The sequence below is a fragment of the Streptomyces sp. DSM 116795 genome, from assembly GCF_055792905.1.
This window is the reverse complement of the sequence record NZ_CM147707.1, coordinates 3727844-3748941: the sequence shown is the minus strand read 5'-3', so window position 1 is coordinate 3748941 and position 21098 is coordinate 3727844. Positions and strand designations below refer to the sequence as shown.

Sequence of the window (21098 nt, the reverse complement as noted above, 5' to 3'; positions counted from 1 at the left end):
GGAAGTTCAGCACATACCTCCCGCCGGCTCAGCAGAATTCCTGTCCTGCGGCTCGCCCGTCGGGGGCGGCGGCGTTCACCTTCCGTACGTGAAGAGCCGTGCGGGGACGAAGAGTTCGTGCCCCGCGGTGAACCGGATCCGCACTCCGGCGGTCGTCCACTCGGCGGACTCGATCCCGCCGGACCCGAGAGAGGCGTCGACGTCCAGCATGTGCCCGTAGGACAGGCCCGGATCCCGGCCGACGACCAAGCGCCAGGATTCCCGTCCGGACAAGGTGTGTTCGCGGACCAGCCCCAGGTGATGGCGCGACTTGTCCTCGTAGGTCACGGAAGGCGGTGCGTCGCTCCGGTGTACGACCTCGGACCGCGGCCACCACAGGACGGTGAGCAGCGCGGCGGTCAGCGCGACGCCCAGCACGGCGCCGAGGAACAGCTGACGCAGGCCGTTCGGCCGGCGGATACGGCTGCCCCCGTTCTCGCGCGACGACGATTCGGTCCGGACGATGACGGCCCTCCTCCTGGCACAGACAACTCGCCGCGGCCGCAGATCGGATCACTGACAGCCGAAGGTCAGGACGCACACTCCAGCCGGGAGGTTGATCCCCCGCGGGGTGCGGAGGGGGCAGGGGCGGCGCCGAGGAGGTCGAGGGGGTCCCGGCGAGGGGGTCAGGAGTGCAGGGCCCGGCTCGGCGGCTGGCCGTACGCGTCGTGGTAAGTGGCGGAGAACTTCCCGGGGTTGGGGAAGCCCCAGCGTGTGGCCACGGAGTCGACCGTCGCGCCGGTGGTGGGGTCGGCGGCCTGGAGGTCACGGCGGGCCCGTTCGAGGCGGGCGCGGTACAGGTAGCCGAGCGCGCTGGTCCCGTACTGCCGGACGAAGCCGTGCTGAAGGGCGCGCGCCGAGACGGACGCGGCGGCGGCGATGTCGGCCAGGCTGAGCGGCCGGTCGGCGTTGGCCTCGATGAACGAGACGGCGCGGCGCAGCGCGGCCGGTGAGATCTGGCCGGGACCGGGCTGGTAGTCGGCCGTCATGGTGGTGTTCGGGAAGGTCTTCACTGCTGCCGTACCGAGAAGGCTGAGCGTCTGCTCGTAGACCAGCGGCTCTGACAGCGGGCTGTCGGGGCTCTCGAGCTGGCTTGCGACGAATCCGACCGTGGAGCGCCAGAACCGGTCCATCGCCGGGGACACGGGTGTCGTCCCGACGAAGTTCACCTCGCCGGTGCCGCCGTACTCGGCGGCCGCCTCATGAGCTGCCTGCAGAGGCACCGAGATGACTTCCTTGTTGAGGCGGTCCCAGCTGATCGTCAGCGGCCTTCCCGCAGGGCACACGGCCGTGTCGCCCATGCGCAGGCGGGTCTCGATGTCACCCGCCGTGACGGTGAGAGTCCCTCCCCTCACGAACATGAACATGAGGTAGTCGAGGGGCGCGCATTCGATGCTCATCGTCGAGTGCGTGAGGTGATCAAGGCTCATTCCCCCGGCGCTCGTACGGCGGCCGTCGAATATGAACTCGTCAGTGTGGCCGTACTTCGGCCGGAAGGCGCCGTACATCTCGGCGCTCATGGCCTCCGCGGTGTCCGGGTCGGATGTTGCGAACTCGGAGCGCTCGACAGGCAGCCGCTCGATATCCACCGGCATGATCGCCTCCCGGCCGACGACGGACGAACAGGCAGCAAACTCTCTTTTCGACCGTACTACTCACCTGCCCGGACCCGGCCCGGGCCCGCTGCCACCTTCGGCAGACCGGCAACGGTCGCCGGGGGCAACGGCTCACCGGGTTGGGAGGACCGCCGGGCGGGCCCGTGGGCGGGCCGTCACCGTACGGACGTGAAGGGAAGCCGCCGGAGCTCACTGCCAAGATCACCGGAATCTACTGCGCCGTGCGTGGCGCAGTTCCCCGCCGTGGCCGACGTCCGCACGTCCCTGGTCTACGAGCATCTGCGCCGGCGCCCGGTGGAGATCCTGCCGCCACGCGGCGGCGGAGGCCGGGAGGACGGTCCGGACCGGCCGGACCGGCCGGCCAGGGAAGTCGCGCGTCCCCGGAGCCGGTGACCGACGCGGTCCGCGGTCGGCGCGTGGTGTCCGCCCCGCTCCCATACGGCGGAAGAAGCCTGCCGTGCACGCGTCGCGGCGCCGCCCGCAGCAGCCGGCGGGTGAGCATGTGCGGACCCGAACTGGAACTCCTCCCGCACGGAGGCGGTGTGATGCCCGGTCGCGACGAGCCCGTCCCGTCCTCCCCCGGCTCGGTGCGTACACGGGCCGTGCGGCACCTGCCCCAGGAACAGCTGCTGTTCGGGGGCACCTACGGGCTCGTGCTGTCCAGCGCGCTGATCGCCGCGCTCGAGAATCCCGGGGAGGAATCCGATCCGGCGTCGGACCTGCTGTGGGTGCTGCTCGCCACGGCGGCGACCGCCGCCGCTCACGGCTATGCGCATGTGATCGCCCACCGTGCCACAGCCCGCGGAGAGACCTCCGTGCGAGCCCTGCGGACGATGCTGGCCGAGTGGCCGCTGATCGCCGCCGTGCTGCCCACGGCCGTACTGCTGTCGATCGCGGCAGCGGGGTGGTTGGCGGAGAGCACGGCCGTGGAGGCGGCGCTGTGGTTCAACACCGTCGCGCTGTTCGCCTGGGGAACGTGGGCCGCCCGTATCGCGGGGCGCGGGTGGCCCGGCTCGTTCCTCTCGGGGTGCGTGGACCTGGTGTTCGGACTGGTGATCGTCTTCGTCAACGCCGTGAGTCACGCTTGACTTGGACGGCGGTTCAAGCCGAAGACTCGGTCCATGGAGATCACGAGCGAAGCACGCGCCGGTACCGCACCAGTCCTCATGCACAACACCATGAAGATCGCCGAGGGGCATCTGGACGGCTTCCGTGAAGCCGTCCGCAGCGCGGTCGAGTTCGTCGAGCAGCACGGCCCGCAGCTCATGGTCAGGGTGTTCGTCGACGAGCCCGGGATGCGGGCCCACAGCTTCCAGTTGTACGACGGCTCGGAGGCGGTCCGCACCCACTGGAGGCTGTCCGACCCCTACATCGCGGCGGTGATGGAGCACTGCTCCGTCGAACGGCTGGACGTCTACGGAGACCCGGACGAGCAGGTGCGGGCCGCGCTGGCACCCGGCTCCGGTGGCGCGTTCCCGGTGAGCATCACCCCGCTCTTCACCGGGTTCCTCCGTCTCGCGGACGCGGGAACGGACGCGGGCACTCCGTAGGCCCGGCGCGGGTTCCGGTTCTCTGACCTGCACATCTGAGGGTTTTCGCTCCACTTCGGGCTCGGTTACGCATGAGTAGCGCTTACTCACGACCTGCCCCTCGGCACGTGCTGGGCTCTGCGGTACGGCGGCGCCCGTCATGCACGACGGGCCGGGGGAGATCGCCGCCGCGTACCGATGACCGATCAAGTGCTGAGGAAGACCATGCGCAATCGACTGCGGCTCGCTGCCGCAACCGCGACCGTCCTGGCCGCGTGCAGTCTGGTGATCACCGGCTGCGGCCCCGAGGACGACTCCGGTGCCGGCGCCCCGGCATCGTCCACCAGCTCCACGGCCAGCCCTGGCGGCGGCGGGGACGAATCCGTCGGCGGCGCGGGCGACGACGGCAACAACGAGGACCAGGGCGCGGGTACGGCCGGCAACGAGGTCTCCAACGGCGGGACAGCCGACGACGGAGGCACAGGCAACCACAAGCCGGACGCGCCTGCCTGCACCGAGAAGAACACCGCCGTCACGATCAGAACCGCCGTCGGCTCCGGCACCGGTGAGATCCAGGTGTTCAACAACAGCGGACGTTCCTGCTCCGTCTACGGCGCGCCGAACGTCGTCCTGGAATCGTCGGACGGCGAGATCCTCAACCCCGAGCCGGACACCGACGAGAGTCAGGAAGCCCCGCTCGTCACGGTCGACTCGGGCAGCGTCGCCACCGCGGATCTGACGTACGAGAGCGGCCCGGTGAGCGAGGGCGGCTCGCAGGACGGGATCACCTGCGGGAAGAACGCCGAAACGGCCGAGGTGTCCAATCAGGACGCGACCTGGAAGGCCGAGATCCGCGCCAACGAGGCAGGCGACGCGGACGCGTCGGAGGCCGGTCTGATCGTCTGCGGCCCGAAGACCACGGTGGGGCCGTTCCAGCAGTGAGCACCAGACGTGACACCGGCACGGGCACAGGCACAGGCCAGGGCGCAGGCGCGGGCGCGGGCACAGGCAAGGACGCCCGCGAGCGCAGCGGAGAAGGCACCGGCAGCGGCGTCGGCGAGTCCCCGCATCCGCAGGGGAGTAGTGATTACTCATGCGTACGGCCCGGTTCCGTTCAAGAATCCACCAGGTCGTACGGACGGCCGTACGCGCGCCCCGCACCGACCGGCGGGGCGTCGCCGAGGAAGGGGGATCAGGTGCCGGTCTCACGTCGCAGGATGCTGACCTTCGCCGCGGTGGGTGTGGCCGCGGCGGCGATCGACGCGGGCGGGAAGGGCCGCGCCGCCGCGCTCGCCGCATCGGAGCTGCTCTCCCCCATGGAGCAGCTCCCGAAGAAGGCCGCCGGCACCACGCTGAACCGCACGGTTCTGCCCGGCCCGCCCGACGGGAACGGCTTCCGCAAGCTCGTCGAGGGAAAGGGCGAGGACCATCTGCTCCGTACGGACATCACCGACGTACGGGCGCAGAAGCTGAAGCCCCTGGCCGCGTTCGGGCATCTGAGCGATCTCCACATCGTCGACGACCAGTCGCCGTCCCGCGTGGAGTTCCTCGACCGCTACAACGACGACCCGGGCTCGGGCTGGCCGTTCTCGGCCGGCTACCGCGCGCACGAGTTCCTGTCGCTGCATCTCGTCGACGCGATGTGCCGCTCGCTCAAGCAGCTCGGCGAGGGCCCGAGAACGGGACTGCCCCTCGCCTTCACGGTGGTCACGGGCGACGCCGTCGACAACGCTCAGCTCAACGAGACGCGTTGGTACATCGACCTCCTCGACGGCGGCAAGTCCGTACGGGCGGACTCCGGCTCGACGGGCAAGGACGAGAGCGTCGCGAACGGTGCCTTCGGCAAGAGCGAGCACTACTGGCGCCCCGAGGAGCCGGTGGACCCGGCGAACCGCTACGGACGGCGCGGATTCCCGCAGATCCAGGGCCTGTTGGGCGCGGCACGCAAGCCGTTCACGGCGGGCGGGCTGGGCATGCCCTGGTACGCCGTGTACGGGAATCACGACGTGATGGCGCAGGGCAACCTGCCCATCGACACCGACCTGCCCTTCTTCCACTCCCTGAAGCACCACACCGTGAACGGCTCCAAATGGACCGAGGGCCCCGAACTCCCCGGTGACATGGAGGACTTGGACCTCTTCGACGTGATCAAGGCCGTGTTCGACGGTGTGGAGTCGCAGGACGTCACGGCCGATGCCGAGCGGCGTCTGCTCAGCCCAGGGGAGTTCGTCGGGGAGCACCACCGCACCTCCGGGCTGCCGGCCGGGCACGGATTCGCGGCCGGCAGCGACAAGGCGTACTACGCGATACCGGCGGGGGCTGACGACCCGGTCGCCTACATCACCCTGGATTCCACCAATCCGGGCGGCCTCGACAACGTCCAGAACAACGCGGACGGCGGCATCGACGAGGACCAGTTCCGCTGGCTCGAGGAGCGGTTGAAAGAGCACTGCAGCACGTATTTCGACGAGTCGGGCGAGGTCGTGACGCAGCAGGGAGTGCGGGACAGGCTCGTCGTCGTCTTCTGCCACCACCCGATCCACACGATGACCAACACCGAGAACGACCACCGTTCCGGGGAGGAAGTGGAAGCCCTGCTGCTGCGCTTCCCGAACGTCGTGCTGATGGCGAACGGCCACACCCACCGCAACGAGATCAGACCCCACGCACGGCCCGAAGGGCACGCCAAGCCGGGCGGCTTCTGGGAGGTCTCGGCGGCCGCGCACATCGACTGGCCGGTCCAGAGCCGCGTCATCGAGATCGCCGCGGGCCGGGACGGCGAGGGCAGGGAATGCCTGGCCGTCTTCACCACGGTCCTCGACATCGACGCGCCTCTGGAGAGCGGCGGCGACCTGGGCAGCCCCCGGGCTCTGGCGTCCCTGGCGCGGGAGCTGGCCGTCAACGACCTCCAGGTGGACGAGGGCCACCGCGGCAGCGAGAAGGACCGCAACGCCGAGTTGCTGCTGCCGGCGCCCTTCCCCGTATCCGGAATGAAAGCACCACGCCAGGGCGCCGCCGCGCGCCGCACCAGAGCACGTGAAGAGCCCGTACAGACCCGCTGACAGGCGCGTTTCTGTGCGTAGAGTTGCCGCATGGACGAGTCGCGTGTGCCGGCTTCTGGGGCGGGCTGGCCCCTGTACGGCCGGGACGAGGAGCTCGGCCGTCTCACGCGTGCACTGACGGCGAACCGGTGTTCCGGCCTGGTCGTCTTCGGCCAGGCCGGCGTCGGCAAGTCACGCCTGGCCGAGGAGTGTCTCGCCGTGGCGGAACGTGCGGGCTTCCGGGCCGGGCGTGCGGTGGCGAGCACGGCGGCCGCGGCCGTACCGCTCGGGGCGATCGCTCATCTGCTGCCGACCGGCGTGGATCTCACCGATCCCGTGCGGGGGTTCGCCACGGTCGCAGGGGCCATCCGGGACGGCGGTGATCACCGGGAGCGGTACGCGGTGTTCGTGGACGACATCCATCTGCTCGACGCGACGTCCGCGATGCTGCTGCGGCAGCTGATGGACGCGGGCGTGATCACGCTGATCGCGACGATCCGTACGGGGGAGCACGCCACGGAGGCGGTGCAGGCGCTGACCGCGGGCGAGCCGGTCTTCCACGTCGGTCTTGACGCCTTCGACCTGCGGCGGACCGAAGGGCTGCTGAACGAGGTCCTCGGAGGACCCGTCAGCCGCAGCACGGTCAGGGACCTGCACGAGGTCTCCGGCGGCAACGTGCTCTTCCTCCGCGAACTCGTACGGGGAGCGCTGGAGAACAACGCGCTCACCAGCGACGGCGAGGTCTGGGAGGCGGGCCCCGGGGCGGACTGGACGACGGTGCGGCTGGCCGAACTCATCCGCGTGAAGGTGGACGCTGTCGCGGGTGCCGGACGTGACGCGCTCGAACTCCTCGCCTGCTGCGGGGCACTTCCCCTCGCCGCTCTCGAAGAGGCCGCGCCGCAGGACGTACTGACGGAGCTCGAACGCAAGGGCCTGATCCGGTTCGGCACCGACGGGCGGCGCACCCGCGTCTCGCTGGCACACCCCCTCTACGAAGAGGTCCTGCGCAGCTCCGTGCCCGCCCTGCGGCACCGGGCGATCCAGCTCGAACAGGCCGAGCGCATCGAGGCGTTGGGGGCACGCAGACGCGGTGACGCGCTGCGCATCGCGACCTGGCGGCTCGACGCCACGGGCAAGGCGGATCCGGCCCTGCTGCTGCGGGCTGCGCGGCTCGCCCACTACGCACACGACCACCCGCGCATCCTCGCCTTCCTCGAAGCGCTGCCGGAGACGCACCACGACACCGGGACCAGGCTCATGCTGGGTGAGGCGCACTTCCTCACCGGCGGCTGGGATCTGGCCGACGCGGTGCTGGCACAGGCGGCCCAGTCCGCCCGGAACGAGCCGGAGCGCATAGCGATCACCGTGACGAGGACGACGAACCTCCTGGTGAGCAACACGCCGCTCGCCGACATACTCGAAGTCAACGAGGCCGCGCGGGCCGCCGCGTCCTCCGACACCGTCCGTGAACTGTTCCTCGTCAACGAGGGCTTCATCAGGCTCGCCAGCGGAGAACCCGTCACCGGGCTGGAGTTGCTGGATCTGCTCGAACCCGAAGCCGAACGGGCGCCCGACAGACGGATGTGGCTGTGCGCGGCAGCGGTGCGAACTCTCGCGTTGGTCCTGGTCGGCCGCACCGAGGAAGCCGCCCGCTGGGCCGAACACGCCCACGCGGCCCATGTGCTGACCGACGAGGAGGCACGTCCCGCGCACCCGGCCGTGCAACAGGGGACGCTGGTGCTCGCGCTCGCGGAGGCAGGGCGGCTGGAGGAGGCCGCGGCCCTCTGCGAGAGCGTGAGCGCCGAACTCGCCCGCCACAGCCCCCTGTTGCGGGTCTTCCCCGCACTGCTGAGCGCCCGTACGCAGTGGCTGGCCGGCCATCCCGCCACCGCGCGCCGCATGTACGCCGAACTCGCGGCGCTCGCCCGCCGTGAACACCAGGTCAAGCTGCTGCGGATCGCGCTGAGCGGGCTGGCCGCGTGCGCCGCCGTGCTCGGGGACCCGGAAGCCGCCGGAAACGCCCTCGCGGAGCTGGGCGAAATGGCGGGCGGGGCCCCCGGCTACTTCTCGGTCGGGGAGGAGCGCCTCGGCGAGGCGTGGCTGCTCGCCAGCAGCGGGCACCGGAGCAAGGCGCGGAGCGTGCTGACCGAGGCGGCGGACGCCGCGCGCTCCACGGGGCACATCACATCGGAGGGTTTGCTGCTGACCGACGTGGCACGGCTGGGCGGAGCCGCCGACGTCGCCGAACGGCTGGCCGCGGTCGCGGAGCGGTGCGACGGCGAACTGGCGGCGGCGCGGGCCCGGTTGGCCTCGGCGCTCGCCGCGGGCGACCCGGCGCGGCTTCTCGAGGTCACCGGGGAGCTGGAGGCGCTGGGCGCTCATCTTCCGGCCGCCGAGGCCGCCGCCGCGGCCTCCGGCGTCTGGCACCGACGCGGTGAGGGGCGTCACGCCACGGCGGCGTCGGTGCGTTCGTGCGCCATCGCGGAGGAACACTGCGAGGGAGCCCGTACTCCTCTGCTCGACGCCGTACGTGCGGCGGCTCCGCTGACCGACAGGGAGCACGAGATCGCCGTGCTGGCCGCGGCCGGCGAGCCGAGCAAGGAGATAGCCGCGTCGCTGACCCTGTCGGTGCGCACCGTCGACAACCATCTGCAGCGGGCGTACGCCAAGCTCGGCATCGCCACCCGCCGCGAACTCGCCGCCCGTCTGGGGCAGTCCGGGGGCACCGGGCCGTCCGGCGGGGCTTGAACCGCCGGGCGGCGGTCACGTCAGGAGGGTCTCCGCCTCCGGGGTCTCGTCGCGGCTGCCGGGCAGTGTCTGCTCCGTCCAGATGACCTTGCCGTCCTTGGTGTAGCGCGTCCCCCAGCGCTCCGCGAACTGCGCGACGAGGAAGAGGCCGCGGCCGCCCTCGTCCGTCGTGGCCGCGTAACGCAGGTGCGGCGAAGTGCTGCTGTGGTCGGAGACCTCGCAGATGAGGGCGCGGTCGTGGAGCAGCCGCACCTTGATGGGCCCGGTGCCGTACCGGATGGCGTTGGTGATCAGTTCGCTGAGGATCAGCTCCGTGACGAAGCCCTGCTCCTCCAGGCCCCACTCCGCGAGCTGCGAGGCGACGGCGTTGCGCACGCCGGAGACCGCCGAGGGGTCGGACTCCACGTCCCATTCGGCGACTTTGCCCCGCCCCAGCACCTGCGTACGGGCGACCAGCAGCGCGATGTCGTCGCCCTGGCGGTCCGGCAGCAGGGCTTCCAGCACCGCGTCGCAGCTCTCCTCGGGCGACTGGCCCGCGTGCGCGACGGCGTCGCGCAGCAACTGCAGCCCGGTGTCGATGTCCTTGTCGCGCCGCTCGACGAGGCCGTCGGTGAACAGGACGAGGCGGCTGCCCTCGGGCAGCTTCAACTCGGCCGATTCGAAAGGCAGTCCGCCGATGCCGAGGGGAAGCCCTGCCGGTACGTCGGGGAACTCCACGGTGCCGTCGGGGCGAGCCATCGCGGGCGTGGGGTGGCCGGCCCGGGCCATCACACACGTACGGGAGACCGGGTCGTAGATTGCGTAGAGGCAGGTGGCGCCGGTGATGGCGGTCTCGTCGCCCGCCTCGATGGCGTCGTGGTCGATGCGTGCCGCCAACTCGTCGAGGTGGCCGAGGAGTTCGTCGGGCGGCAGGTCGAGGGAGGAGAAGTTGTGCACGGCGGTGCGCAGCCGCCCCATGGTGGCGGCTGCGTGCAGCCCGTGTCCGACGACGTCCCCCACGGCGAGCGCGACGCGTGCCCCGGGCAGCGGGATGACGTCGAACCAGTCGCCGCCCACTCCGGCCTTCGCGGGCAGATAGCGGCTGGCGACCTCGACGGCGCTCTGCTCGGGCAGTGCGCGCGGCAGCAGGCTCCGCTGCAGGGCGACGGCCATGCCGTGCTCGCGCGTGTAGCGGCGGGCGTTGTCGATGGAAACGGCGGCGCGGGCGGCCAGTTCGGCCGCGAGGGAAAGGTCGTCGTCCTCGAAGGGCTCGGGTTTCTCGGAGCGCCAGAAGTTGACGACGCCCAGCAGCACGCCGCGGGCGCGCAGCGGGGCCGCGATGAGCGAGTGGATCCCGTACTCCAGGACCCGGGCGGTGCGTTCGGGGTCCTGCTCGCGCCAGCCCGGCGACTCGCGCAGCCGGGGCTCCATCACCGCCTGTCCGCTCTCGAAGCCGCGGGCCTGCGGCGAGGGCGCGGCGAACGTGATCAGTTCGCCGAGCTGATAGAGGGGCTGGTCGTCGCGGATGCCGTGGGCGGCAGTGCGCCGCATCGCGGGGCTGCCGCCGCCCGGTTCGTCGCCGCGCAGCACGGCCTCGGCCAGGTCGACGGTGACGAAGTCGGCGAAGCGCGGGACGGCGACCTGCGACAACTCCTCGGCGGTACGCGTCACATCGAGGGTGGTGCCGATGCCGCCGCTGGCTTCGTAGAGCAACTCCAGCCGTTTACGGGCCACTTCGACCCTGCTGGAGAGGAGACGCAGCTCGGTGGTGTCGCGGAGGGTGGCGACCCAGCCGGGAGGTCCGCCGTTGCGGTCGGTGGAACGGTTGTTCACGGCGAGAAGCCGGTCGCCGGCGGGCAGCACCTCGTCTGTGGCGACGCGCCCCGGGAGGAACAGCCGGCCCATGGCTGTCTCCAGGCCGAGCTCGGTGACGTGGCGCCCCTGAGCGTCGGGCGGCAGGTCGAGCAGCCGGCTCGCCTCGTCGTTGGCGAGCAGCAGCCTGCCCTCGCCGCTGACGATCAGGACGCCCTCGTGGACGGCGTGGAGCACCGCGTCGTGGTGCTCGTACATGCGCGTCATCTCGAGCGGGCCCAGGCCGTGGGTCTGACGGCGCAGGCGCCGGCTGACCAGCGCCGTACCGGCCGTTGCGAGCGCGAGCGCGACGGCGGCCGCGCCCAGCAGGATCGGAAGCTGCCGGTCGACGACACCGCTGACCTTGTCGATCTTGATTCCGGCCGAGATGAGGCCGACGACCTCGCCGTCCCGGCCGGTCACGGGGACGACGACCTGGACGAGCCGGCCGATGGTGCCCTCGATGGTCTCGCTGTGGACGCGTCCCTGCAGCGCGGGCCCTGTGGTGCCGACGAACTTCTTCCCGATCCTGTTCCTGATCGGGTGGGTGTACCTGACGCCGTCCTTGTTCATCACGGTGATGAAGTCGACCCCGCTCCGCTTCCGCGCGGCCTCGGCCGGGTCCTGGAGCCGCGCGGTCGGATCGGACGAGCGCAGCGCCGCCACCGTCCCCGGGGAGTTCGCGAGGGTCTCGGCGACGGCGAGCGAGCGTTCGCGCGCGGCCTCCGTCCCGTCGCGCCGCACCTGGAGCACCAGGGCGGCCACAGCAGATACGACGAGCAGCAGGACCACGACCACCTGGAGGACGAAGACCTGCCCGGCGACGCTGCCGCCCTCGCGGAGCAGCGTCCGCCGCAGGCGCCTGCCGGTCAACAGCGGGGCAGCCAGGGCCCGAAGACGTGTCAGCGGTCCTGCCATTGCCCCTGTTTACACTGCCCGATCTCGTGAGTCGACAGGTCGTCGGCTTGCTCGAACGTGTGACGCAGCACGGTGCCGGCTTCCTGTGCGTTCCGTTACGGACTGCTCACGGGCTCCCTCATCCCGCTTGGGACCCGATCCCTCTCGGGCTCAAGCCGCCTCGGACTCAAGCCGTCCAGGGCTCAGGCCGTCTCGGTCGTGGCCGCGTCCGCCTTGTCCGATGCGGCCGGCTTGTCGCTGAGCGACGTGCCGGGTTCGGCACCGCTGCGCGGCATGAGCAGCAACGCGGCCATGGCGAGCACACAGCAGCCGACCATGTACCAGCTGATCCCCGTGCTGGAGCCGGTGTTCTCCAGGATCGCCGCTGCGATGAGCGGCGCCGGTCCGCCCGCGATGACCGAGGCGAGCTGGTAGCCGAGACCGGCACCGCTGTAGCGGACGTTCGCCCCGAAGCTCTCGGCGATCAGCGCGGCCTGCGGCCCGTACTGGATGTCGTGGAAGAACAGCGACAGCACGATGGCGGCCATCACCAGCCCCGAGCTGCCGGTGTCGATCATCGCGAAGTACGGGAACGCGAAGGCGCCGACGCAGGCGATGCCGATCCCGTACGTGAGACGCCGTCCGATGAGGTCGGACAGGTACCCCCACAGCGGAACGCTGACCAGGCCCACGGCCGCGGCGATCAGGGTGTCGTTGAGCAGCTCCTCCTTGGACAGGCCGACCTCCTTCGTCCCGTAGGTCAGGATGAAGGTGATGAAGAGGTAGAAGGGCGCCTGCTCGGAGAGGCGCACGAAGGCGGAGGTGATGACCTCGCGAGGCTGCTCGCGCAGCACGCTGATGACGGGCATGCGCACCACCTCGCGGTCCTTCTTCACCTCCTGGAAGGCGGGGCTCTCCAGCACGCGCAGCCGTACGTACATGCCGATGCCGATCAGCACGAAGCTGGCCAGGAACGGCACGCGCCAGCCCCAGCTCTCGAAGCCGTCGCCTGAGGCGGAACTCATCAGCTGGACCATGCCTGTCGACGCGAGCAGCCCGAGCGGGACGCCCAGCTGCGGCCAGCTCGCCATCAGCCCGCGGCGGCGCTTGGAGCCCCACTCCATCGACAGCAGGACCGAGCCGCCCCACTCGCCGCCCACACCGATGCCCTGGACGATGCGGAGGAGCACCAGGAGCACGGGAGCAGCGAAGCCGATCGAGGCGTACGTGGGCAGCAGCCCGATGAGGAAGGTGCTGACGCCCATCAGCATGAGCGTCATCACGAGGGTCGACTTGCGCCCCACCCGGTCTCCGAAGTGGCCGAATATCGCGGCGCCGATGGGGCGCGCGGCGAAGCCCACGAACTGCGTGCCGAAGGCGGCGAGCACGCCGACGTACGTGGAGTGGCCGGGGAAGAAGAGTTGCGGGAAGACCAGGGCGGCGGCGGTGCCGTAGAGGAAGAAGTCGTACCACTCGATGGCCGTGCCGACCGTGCTGGCGACCACCGCGCGGCGTCGCTGGCTGCGTATCGTCTGCGGCTCACCCGCGGGCGTGGACGTGGGCGTGGGCGTGGTCATGGCGGCTCCTCTGGGTGGACTGGCCAGTGATCCACTGAACGAGAGATGCCGGAAGGTTCGAGCCATCCGGGTCCGCTGTCAAGGGAGTGCGCCGCACGGGCCGCGACCCGGCACACCCGGCCGGGCGCCGCCCTGCCGGAACGGCCCGTTCACACCTGCCTGTTCACTCCCCCGTGGCGCCCGGCGGGGTCCGGCGGCCGATGCGCTCCCGGATCGGCGCGTAGTGCCTGGTGATCGCCTCGCGCAGGAGGGCGGTGTCCGACGCCCCGATCGCGTCGAGGACGGCTACGTGTACGGCGGCGGTCTGCGCGAGGTCCGTCCTGCCGGGCAACGCGCCGAGGGCGATCGAGTGGACGTCCCAGAAGGCGCCGGTGAGCTGCACGGCGAGCGCGTTGCCGGTCGTCTGCATGAGGAGCATGTGGAACTCCCGGTCCTCCGCGAGGAATTCCTGACCGCGCCCGGCCTTCTCGTGCATCGTGCCGGTCAACTGCCGCATCGCGGCCATGACTTCGGGCGTCGTCCGCTCGACGATCAGCTCGGCGAGGCTGGTCTCGATCAGCTGCCGTACGTCGATGAGATCGGCCATGACGTCCTGGTCGTCCTGTGCGTTGAGCAACCCCCGGAAGGCGAGCGACTCGACCATCGCCGTGAGGCTGAGCCGTCCCACGTAGGTGCCGTATCCGTGCCGGACCTCGACGATGTCGAGCGCGGAGAGCGTCTTCATCGCCTCGCGGATGCGGGACCTGCTCACGGCGAGCTGCTCGCTGAGCTCGTTCTCGGTGGGCATCGGGTCGCCCGGGGCCAGGCGGCCCAGCAGGATGTACTCCTTGATCCGGTCCACCACGGACATGTCGGGGGCACGCGGGGCGCCGAGGGGGTGGAGGCGGGGCGCGCCTCCGCGGCCTCCTGGGCCGGCGGGCTCGCCGAGTGGACCGGGGCCGTGCTCCGCAGGCAGCTTTTTCGGCGGCATCCGAGGGCGGCCCTTCCGGTGTCAGGAGCGACATTGCTGTCGCCCGGAGTGTGAGTCCCGACATCGGACATCCTATGTCCGGCCCGGTGGGCGTACGGGCGGGCCCCTACGGCGGGACGGGAGGCCCGAAAGGCCGCAGAGCCGGAAGGCCGGAAGGGGTCTTGCCGCGTTCGACGGCTCGGCCCTAGCGTCAGGACATCAGACATCCGACGTCCGATGTGGGGGACCATGACGACCGGCAAGGACAAGGACAGGGACCAGGATCAGGACGCGTACGAGGCCCGGGACGGGGACGGCCCCCGGAACGGGACCCCGCACGGCGGCCGCGAGCCCGGGACCGGCACCGTCTGGTACCGGGAGATATCCGGACCGCAGTGGCGGGCCTTCACCGCGGCCTGGCTCGGCTATCTGCTCGACGGCTTCGACTTCGTGATCATCACTCTCGTCCTCACCGAGGTGACCGACGAGTTCGGCCTCTCCGGCGTGACGGCCGCGGCACTGGTCTCCGCAGCGTTCATCTCCCGGTGGTTCGGCGGCCTGGCGCTCGGCGCGTTCGCCGACCGCTTCGGGCGCAGGAACGCCATGGTCGTGAGCATCGTCCTGTTCTCCGCCGGTTCTGCGCTGTGCGCGGTGGCGCCCGCGTACTGGGTGCTCTTCGCGGCACGGCTGCTGATCGGGCTGGGCATGGCCGGGGAGTACGGATCGAGTGCGACGTACGTCATCGAGTCGTGGCCCGAGCACCTCCGCAACAAGGCCTCCGGCTTCCTGATCAGCGGATTCGCCATCGGAGCCGCGCTGTGCGCACAGGTCTACCGGTTCGTCGTGCCGGAGTTCGGGTGGCGTGCGCTGTTCGCCGTCGGACTGGTGCCGATCGTGGTCGCGTTGTGGCTGCGGCGCGCCCTGCCCGAGTCCGGGGACTGGCAGCGGGCACGCGACGCCCGCAGGGCGGGGGCGGAGGGGCCGCCCGACATGTTCCGCACCCTCTACCGGAGCGCGCGGGCGCGGACCGGCGCGGTGAACACCGTGCTCACGCTCGTGGCGTTCGGCGCCCTGCTGCTCGTCTTCGCCGGATTCGTACACGGCGCGCTGCCGGTGACGGCGCTCGCGCTCGTGGTCACCGCGGTCTTCATCTGCTTCATGGTCCAGTTCTCCGGACGGAGATGGCCCACGGGCGTCACGCTGATGATCGTCGTCTTCACGGCCTTCCTGTATTCGTGGCCCATCCAGGCGCTGCTGCCCACGTATCTCAAGTCCGATCTCGGGCTGGACGCCGGACACGTCGCGGACCTGCTCTTCTTCTCCGGTTTCGGCGCGGCCGCCGGCTGCGTTCTCGGGGGCTTCCTGGGGGACCGGCTCGGCACCCGCAGGGCGTACTGGACGAGCCTCGTCGTATCGCAGGTGCTCGTCTTCCCGGTCTTCCTCGTCGGTGAGCAGTCCCTGGTCCTGCTCGGGGCGCTCCTGTTCGTACAGCAGGTCTTCGGGCAGGGCATCTCGGGGCTGCTGCCGAAGTGGATCGGGGGCTATTTCGGGGTGGAGCAGCGTGCGGCGGGCCTCGGTTTCACCTACAACGTGGGCGCGCTGGGCGGCGCCGTCGCACCCGTGCTCGGTGCGGCGCTGGCGCAGACGATGCCGCTGGGGACGGCGCTCGCGGTGCTCTCCTTCGGGCTGACCGCCGTCGTGATCGTCCTCGTGGCGGTGAACGCGCCGATGCGCGCACAGCGGCTGCTCGCCCCCGGGCATGTGTGGGACACGGACGCCCTGGACATCGTTCCCCGTGTCCCGGCGCCCGCAGCATCCGCCGCAGGCAGGGAAGGAATGTCCGCGTGAACACTTCTCCGCAGACAGGCACACCCACCGCGACCGGCGGCGTGGTGCCGCCGGTCGTCACTCCGCTCACCGCGGACCGCGAGCTCGACGTCCCCTCGTTCGAGCGGCTCGCCGGCCGGCTCCTCGCGGCCGGCGTCGACGGGCTGTTCGTGCTCGGCTCGACGGGCGAAGCGGCCTTCTGCACGGACGAGTTGCGGGTCCGCGTCATCGAGGAGGCCGTGCGCGTCACGGCGGGACGCGTGCCTGTGCTCGCGGGCGTCATCGACACCCAGACGGACCGGGTGCTCCGGCAGCTCGAAGCCGCGCAGGAGGCCGGGGCGGACGGGGTGGTCGCGACCGCGCCGTTCTACGCCGTCACCCACGCACCGCAGATCAGGCGCCACTTCGAGATCATCGGCGAACGGGCGGACGTCCCCGTGTACGCGTACGACATCCCGCTCTGCGTGCACACCAAGCTCGACGCGGACATGCTCGTCGAGCTGGGGCTCAGCGGCGCGCTCGCCGGGGTGAAGGACTCCTCGGGCGACGACGTCGCCTTCCGGCGGCTCGCGCTGCGCAACCGTGCCGAGGGCGGGCCGCTCACCCTCTTCACCGGTCACGAGGCCGTCGTCGACGGGGCGTATCTGGCGGGCGCCGACGGTGTCGTGCCGGGCCTGGCGAACGTCGACCCGGACGGGTACGTACGCATGCACGCGGCGTTCCGCGACGGTGACTGGCCGGCCGTACGCCGCGAACAGGACCGGCTGGCCGCCCTCTTCGAGATCACCCGCGTCGCCGGGTCCGTCACCGGCTGGGGTGCGGGCGTCGGCGCCTTCAAGACGGCGCTCATGCTGCAGGGAGTCATCGCGCACAACCAGCTGCCCGAGCCCTTCGGCGCCCTCGACGGCGACGACGTGGAGGCCGTCAAGGCGGTCCTCGGCACGGCCGGGCTGCTTCCGCCGCTTCCCCCGTCGCCGCCGCTGCCGCCTGGGTGACCACGGGGGACGAGTACGGTCAGGCCCGGGCCGCTTGTTTATCGGGCTGGCAAAACCGCCCTACCAGGGCACCCTCCCCGGCGTACGCTTCCCGCGCGGCCGGTCCGTGATCACTGGAGCCGCCGTGACACCACCGCGCCAAGCACGGAAGGACCTTCGGGTTGTCGCTCTTCACGCGTTCCCTCTGGCAGCAGAGGAACAGGGACAAGCAGGACACAGGGAAGGGCACGAACCCCGGAATCGGCCCCCAGTCCACCGCGCCCGCTGACGAGGCCGGCACGGACGGGATGACCGCCGGTGTGACGGACGGCGTGACGGACGGCGTGACGGACGAGACCGGCGCGGATGCACAGGAAGGCGCCAGCGCCGCCGGGGCCCCCGAGGCACCGGGCGCCCCGGCGGACGACGGTGCCGGCGCGGACGACGCAGCCCCGCGCGCGCGACGGGCGAGTACCGCGGCCCGCATCGCCGCGGGCAGCACGACCGTGCTGGCCTTCGCCCTCGTGCTCGTCGCCCTCCTGCTGCCGAACGCGATCCCGCGCCTCACGCCCAGCGCCTTCATACGCATACCCGTGGAGGCCATATTCGGCACGGTCGTGCTGCTCGTACTGCCCCCGCGGGCGAGGCGCTGGACGGCCGTCCTCGCGGGCACCGGGCTCGGTCTGGTGACCATCCTGAAGTTCCTGGACATGGGCTTCTACTCGGTGCTCGCCCGCCCCTTCGACCTCGTACTGGACTGGATACTCTTCGACGACGCCCAGTCCTTCCTCAAGGACTCCGTCGGCCCGACCGGCACCATCCTGGCCCTGGTCGGCATCGTGGCCCTCGCGCTCGCCCTCGTCGTCTTCATGGCGCTGGCGGTCCGGCGTCTCAGCCGCATCATGGCGGAGCACAGGGCTGTGACGACCCGTACCGTGCTCGCGATCGGGACCGTCTGGATCGTCTGCGCGGTCTTCGGCGTGCAGACGGGGAAAGCCGATGTGGACGTCGCATCCAGGAGCACGGCCCTCCTCGTCCAGAACCGGGTGAAGGCGGTCAAGGCCGGCATGGCGGACGGGAAGGCCTTCGAGAAGGTGGCCCGCGTCGACAAGTTCGACGAGACCCCCGGCGACAGGCTCGTGCCGGATCTGCGCGGCAAGAACGTCATCTTCGCCTTCGTCGAGAGCTACGGCCGCAGCGCCGTCGAGGACCCCGGGATGGCACCCGGCGTCAACCGGGTGCTCTCCGAGCGGACGGACGCCCTGAACGAGGCCGGCTTCTCCTCCAAGAGCGGCTGGCTCACCTCACCCATCTCCGGCGCCGGCAGCTGGATGGGCCACTCCACCCTGATGTCCGGGCTGTGGGTCGCGAACGAACAGCGGTACCGCAGCGTCATGTCCAGCGACCGCCTGACCCTCACCCGGGCCTTCCGCAAGACGGGCGACTACCGGATGGTCGGCATCATGCCGGGCGTCAGGCGGTCCTGGCCCGAAGGCAAGTTCTACGGCATGGACCACATCTACGACTCCCGTGAACTCGGCTACAAGGGCCCGTACTTCAGCTGGTCGCCCGTGCCCGACCAGTTCAGCCTGAAGTCCTTCGAGCGCCTGGAGCACAGCAGGGCGAAGGCGGACGACAAGCCCCTGATGGCGACGATCATCCTTGCCTCCAGCCACAACCCGTGGTCGCCGCTGCCGAAGATGCTCCCGTGGAACAAGCTCGGCGACGGCTCCGTCTACAAGCCGATCCACGACGCGGGCGCGCGGCCCACCGAGGTGTGGAAGGACCCGCAACGGGTGCGCGCCCAGTACCGGAAGGCCATCGAGTACTCGGTCCAGAGCCTCACCGAGTACGTCGAGAAGTACGGCGACGAGGACACCGTGCTCGTGATGCTGGGCGACCACCAGCCCGTACCGACGGTCACCGACGGCTGGAAGAACAAGGACGTGCCGATCTCGATCGTCGCCCGCGACAAGAAGGTGATGGAGAAGGTCTCGGACTGGGGCTGGAACGACGGCCTCAAGCCGGGCCCGAAGGCGCCGGTCTGGCGGATGGACAAGTTCCGCGACCGCTTCCTGACGGCGTACGGATCGGAGCCCGACACCGGGTCCAGGTCCAAGTCCGGATCCGAGTCCGGGACCGGGCCCGAGTCCGGAACCGAGTCCGGGTCCCGTTGACCGGCCGGGAACCCCTCGTCCACAGTGGCGGGCACCTCCGGCCGGGGGCGGTCCGTGCCCGGCCGGCACAGCGCCGGACGAGCGGATGAGCGGATGAGCGCCTACGCGGAACGGCCGTGGCTGGGGCTCTACCCGGCCGGAACCCCGGCCGGCATCGCCCCCGGACACGGCACGCTGCTGGAGATGTTCAGGGCGTCCGTGGAACGCGCGCCCGACGCCGAGGCGATCCGATACTTCGACGGCGTGCTCACCCTCGCCGACCTGGACGCCGCCTCCGACGCGCTCGCCGTGGCCGTCGCCGGCCACGGTTTCCTGCCCGGGGACCGGCTCGCGGTGTACGTGCAGAACAACCCCGCCTTCGTCGTCGGCCTGATCGCCGCGTGGAAGGCGGGCGGCAGCGCGGTCGCCGTCAACCCGATGAACAAGGCCCGCGAGGTGACGTACCTGCTCGCCGACTCGGGCGCGACGGCCCTGCTCTGCCTGGACGAGCTCTACGAGAGCGTGGCCGGCGACGTCGTCGCGTCCGGAGACACGAGCGTCCGCACCGTCGTCACATGCTCGCCGCGGGACTGGCAGACGCGCGACGATCCGCGGCCCTTCCCCGACCGGCACAGCCCGGACCGGCACAACCCCGGCCGACACAGCCCCGCCCGTGACACCGCGAGGGCGCCCAGCCGCCGCCGCGCGAACACGCTCGATCTGCTCACCCTCGTCCGGGAGTACGCCGGGCGCACGCCCGTACCGCACTCACCGGACCCGGACGACGTCGCCGTACTCACCTACACGTCCGGCACGACCGGCGTGCCCAAGGGCGCCATGAACACCCACGCCGGAATGGTCTTCAACACCTGCACCTACCGGGAGTGGATGGGCCTGACGCCCGACGACAGCATCCTCGGCGTCGCCCCGCTCTTCCACATCACCGGCCTCGTCGGCCATCTCACGCTCGCGCTGCTGCTGCCCTGCCCGCTGGTGCTCGCCCACCGCTTCGAGCCCGGCGTGGTGCTGGACGCGCTGCGCGAGCACAGGCCGACCTTCACCGTCGGGGCGATCACGGTGTTCATCAGCCTCTCGTCCGCCCCCGGCGTACGCAGGGAGGACTTCTCCTCGCTGCGCATCGTGTACTCGGGAGGTGCGCCGGTGGCGCCCGCCGTCACCGAGCGGTTCAGGGAGGTCACGGGGCTGTACATCCACAACTGCTACGGCCTGACCGAGACCAACTCCCCTTCCCACGCCGTCCCGTTGCACACGGAGGCACCCGTGGACCCGGCAACGGGTGCGCTGTCGGTGGGAGTTCCGGTCTTCGACACCGTCGTACGCATCCTCGACGACGACGGCGAGGAGGTGCCGGTCGGCGAGACCGGCGAGATCGCCACGTACGGGCCACAGGTGGTGCCCGGCTACTGGGGGAAGCCGGAGGCGACCGCCGAGTCCCTGCCGGGCGGTGAACTGCGCACCGGCGACGTGGGGTTCATGGACGAGCGGGGCTGGTTCTACCTCGTCGACCGCAAGAAGGACATGATCAACGCGGCGGGCTACAAGGTCTGGCCGCGTGAGGTCGAGGACGTCCTCTACGGGCATCCGGCGGTGCGTGAGGCGGCGGTGGTCGGCGTGCCGGACGCGTACCGGGGCGAGACGGTGAAGGCGTTCGTGTCCCTCAAGGAACCGGAGCAGCAGCCGGAACCGGGAACGGAGATGGGAACGGGAACGGGAACGGGCCGTGAACCGGAACCCGAACTGGCGCCCGTCACCGAGGACGGCCTGATCGCCTACTGCCGGGAGCGGATGGCGGCGTACAAGTACCCCAGGTCGGTCGTCTTCCTCGACGAGCTGCCCAAGACCTCCACCGGTAAGATCCTCCGCCGCGAACTCCGCGCCGGCGGCGCGGCCTGAC

At 71.0% G+C, this 21098-nt stretch carries 15 protein-coding genes; 10 read left to right on the top strand and 5 right to left on the bottom strand.

What is annotated here, in order from left to right; genetic code table 11:
- Positions 1-75: 75 nt before the first annotated feature.
- Complete coding sequence (locus ACSMXX_RS16125) at positions 76-417, bottom strand: hypothetical protein (protein WP_473179398.1); 342 nt, start codon at positions 415-417, stop codon at positions 76-78.
- 248 nt (positions 418-665) lie between these two features.
- On the bottom strand, positions 666-1634 hold the full coding sequence (locus ACSMXX_RS16120) for an AraC family transcriptional regulator (RefSeq protein ID WP_473179397.1): 969 nt from the start codon (positions 1632-1634) through the stop codon (positions 666-668).
- Between the two features lie 246 nt (positions 1635-1880).
- On the opposite strand from ACSMXX_RS16120, the gene ACSMXX_RS16115 reads away from it, so the two are divergent.
- The 6 genes from ACSMXX_RS16115 (at position 1881) to ACSMXX_RS16090 (ending at position 8973) form a co-directional block, all read left to right on the top strand.
- A complete protein-coding gene (locus tag ACSMXX_RS16115) occupies positions 1881-2048 on the top strand; it encodes a hypothetical protein (protein WP_473179396.1) in 168 nt (55 codons plus the stop codon).
- Positions 2049-2200: 152 nt separating this feature from the next.
- A complete protein-coding gene (locus tag ACSMXX_RS16110) occupies positions 2201-2743 on the top strand; it encodes a hypothetical protein (protein ID WP_473179395.1) in 543 nt (180 codons plus the stop codon).
- Between the two features lie 33 nt (positions 2744-2776).
- Positions 2777-3205: a hypothetical protein gene (locus ACSMXX_RS16105; RefSeq protein WP_473179394.1), complete on the top strand. Its 429-nt coding sequence runs from the start codon at positions 2777-2779 to the stop codon at positions 3203-3205.
- Positions 3206-3409: 204 nt separating this feature from the next.
- Entirely contained in the window at positions 3410-4126 is a 717-nt protein-coding gene (locus ACSMXX_RS16100; RefSeq protein WP_473179393.1) for a DUF4232 domain-containing protein, read from the top strand.
- 254 nt (positions 4127-4380) lie between these two features.
- Positions 4381-6246, top strand: coding sequence for a TIGR03767 family metallophosphoesterase (locus ACSMXX_RS16095; RefSeq protein ID WP_473179392.1), 1866 nt, complete (start codon positions 4381-4383; stop codon positions 6244-6246).
- Between the two features lie 30 nt (positions 6247-6276).
- Entirely contained in the window at positions 6277-8973 is a 2697-nt protein-coding gene (locus ACSMXX_RS16090; protein WP_473179391.1) for a LuxR C-terminal-related transcriptional regulator, read from the top strand.
- Positions 8974-8988: 15 nt separating this feature from the next.
- On the opposite strand, the gene ACSMXX_RS16085 is transcribed toward ACSMXX_RS16090, so the two are convergent.
- From ACSMXX_RS16085 to ACSMXX_RS16075, 3 genes are all read right to left on the bottom strand, one after another.
- A complete protein-coding gene (locus ACSMXX_RS16085) occupies positions 8989-11721 on the bottom strand; it encodes a SpoIIE family protein phosphatase (RefSeq protein WP_473179390.1) in 2733 nt (910 codons plus the stop codon).
- Between the two features lie 182 nt (positions 11722-11903).
- Positions 11904-13277: an MFS transporter gene (locus tag ACSMXX_RS16080; RefSeq protein WP_473179389.1), complete on the bottom strand. Its 1374-nt coding sequence runs from the start codon at positions 13275-13277 to the stop codon at positions 11904-11906.
- Between the two features lie 163 nt (positions 13278-13440).
- Positions 13441-14127 carry a FadR/GntR family transcriptional regulator gene (locus tag ACSMXX_RS16075; protein WP_473179388.1) on the bottom strand — a complete coding sequence of 229 codons (687 nt, stop codon included), beginning with the start codon at positions 14125-14127 and terminating at the stop codon, positions 13441-13443.
- A gap of 348 nt (positions 14128-14475) precedes the next feature.
- Here ACSMXX_RS16075 and ACSMXX_RS16070 point away from each other — a divergent pair, with 348 nt between their 5' ends.
- The 4 genes from ACSMXX_RS16070 (at position 14476) to ACSMXX_RS16055 (ending at position 21097) form a co-directional block, all read left to right on the top strand.
- Positions 14476-16074 (top strand): sialate:H+ symport family MFS transporter, encoded by a 1599-nt coding sequence (locus tag ACSMXX_RS16070; RefSeq protein WP_473179387.1) that lies wholly within the window; start codon positions 14476-14478, stop codon positions 16072-16074.
- Positions 16071-17048 carry a dihydrodipicolinate synthase family protein gene (locus tag ACSMXX_RS16065; RefSeq protein ID WP_473179386.1) on the top strand — a complete coding sequence of 326 codons (978 nt, stop codon included), beginning with the start codon at positions 16071-16073 and terminating at the stop codon, positions 17046-17048. The genes ACSMXX_RS16070 and ACSMXX_RS16065 overlap by 4 nt, the downstream gene beginning before the upstream one ends.
- 161 nt (positions 17049-17209) lie before the next feature.
- Positions 17210-19204: an LTA synthase family protein gene (locus tag ACSMXX_RS16060; protein ID WP_473179385.1), complete on the top strand. Its 1995-nt coding sequence runs from the start codon at positions 17210-17212 to the stop codon at positions 19202-19204.
- A gap of 93 nt (positions 19205-19297) precedes the next feature.
- Positions 19298-21097 (top strand): AMP-binding protein, encoded by a 1800-nt coding sequence (locus ACSMXX_RS16055; protein WP_473179384.1) that lies wholly within the window; start codon positions 19298-19300, stop codon positions 21095-21097.
- Position 21098 lies beyond the last annotated feature (1 nt).

Excerpts from the sequence above, each read along its gene's own strand:
- ACSMXX_RS16120 (WP_473179397.1), bottom strand. The coding sequence starts at position 1,634 with ATGCCGGTGGATATCGAGCGGCTGCCTGTCGAGCGCTCCGAGTTCGCA.
- ACSMXX_RS16110 (WP_473179395.1), top strand. The coding sequence starts at position 2,201 with ATGCCCGGTCGCGACGAGCCCGTCCCGTCCTCCCCCGGCTCGGTGCGT.
- ACSMXX_RS16105 (WP_473179394.1), top strand. The coding sequence starts at position 2,777 with ATGGAGATCACGAGCGAAGCACGCGCCGGTACCGCACCAGTCCTCATG.
- ACSMXX_RS16100 (WP_473179393.1), top strand. The coding sequence starts at position 3,410 with ATGCGCAATCGACTGCGGCTCGCTGCCGCAACCGCGACCGTCCTGGCC.
- ACSMXX_RS16090 (WP_473179391.1), top strand. The coding sequence starts at position 6,277 with ATGGACGAGTCGCGTGTGCCGGCTTCTGGGGCGGGCTGGCCCCTGTAC.
- ACSMXX_RS16085 (WP_473179390.1), bottom strand. The coding sequence starts at position 11,721 with ATGGCAGGACCGCTGACACGTCTTCGGGCCCTGGCTGCCCCGCTGTTG.
- ACSMXX_RS16080 (WP_473179389.1), bottom strand. The coding sequence starts at position 13,277 with ATGACCACGCCCACGCCCACGTCCACGCCCGCGGGTGAGCCGCAGACG.
- ACSMXX_RS16075 (WP_473179388.1), bottom strand. The coding sequence starts at position 14,127 with ATGTCCGTGGTGGACCGGATCAAGGAGTACATCCTGCTGGGCCGCCTG.
- ACSMXX_RS16070 (WP_473179387.1), top strand. The coding sequence starts at position 14,476 with ATGACGACCGGCAAGGACAAGGACAGGGACCAGGATCAGGACGCGTAC.
- ACSMXX_RS16055 (WP_473179384.1), top strand. The coding sequence starts at position 19,298 with ATGAGCGCCTACGCGGAACGGCCGTGGCTGGGGCTCTACCCGGCCGGA.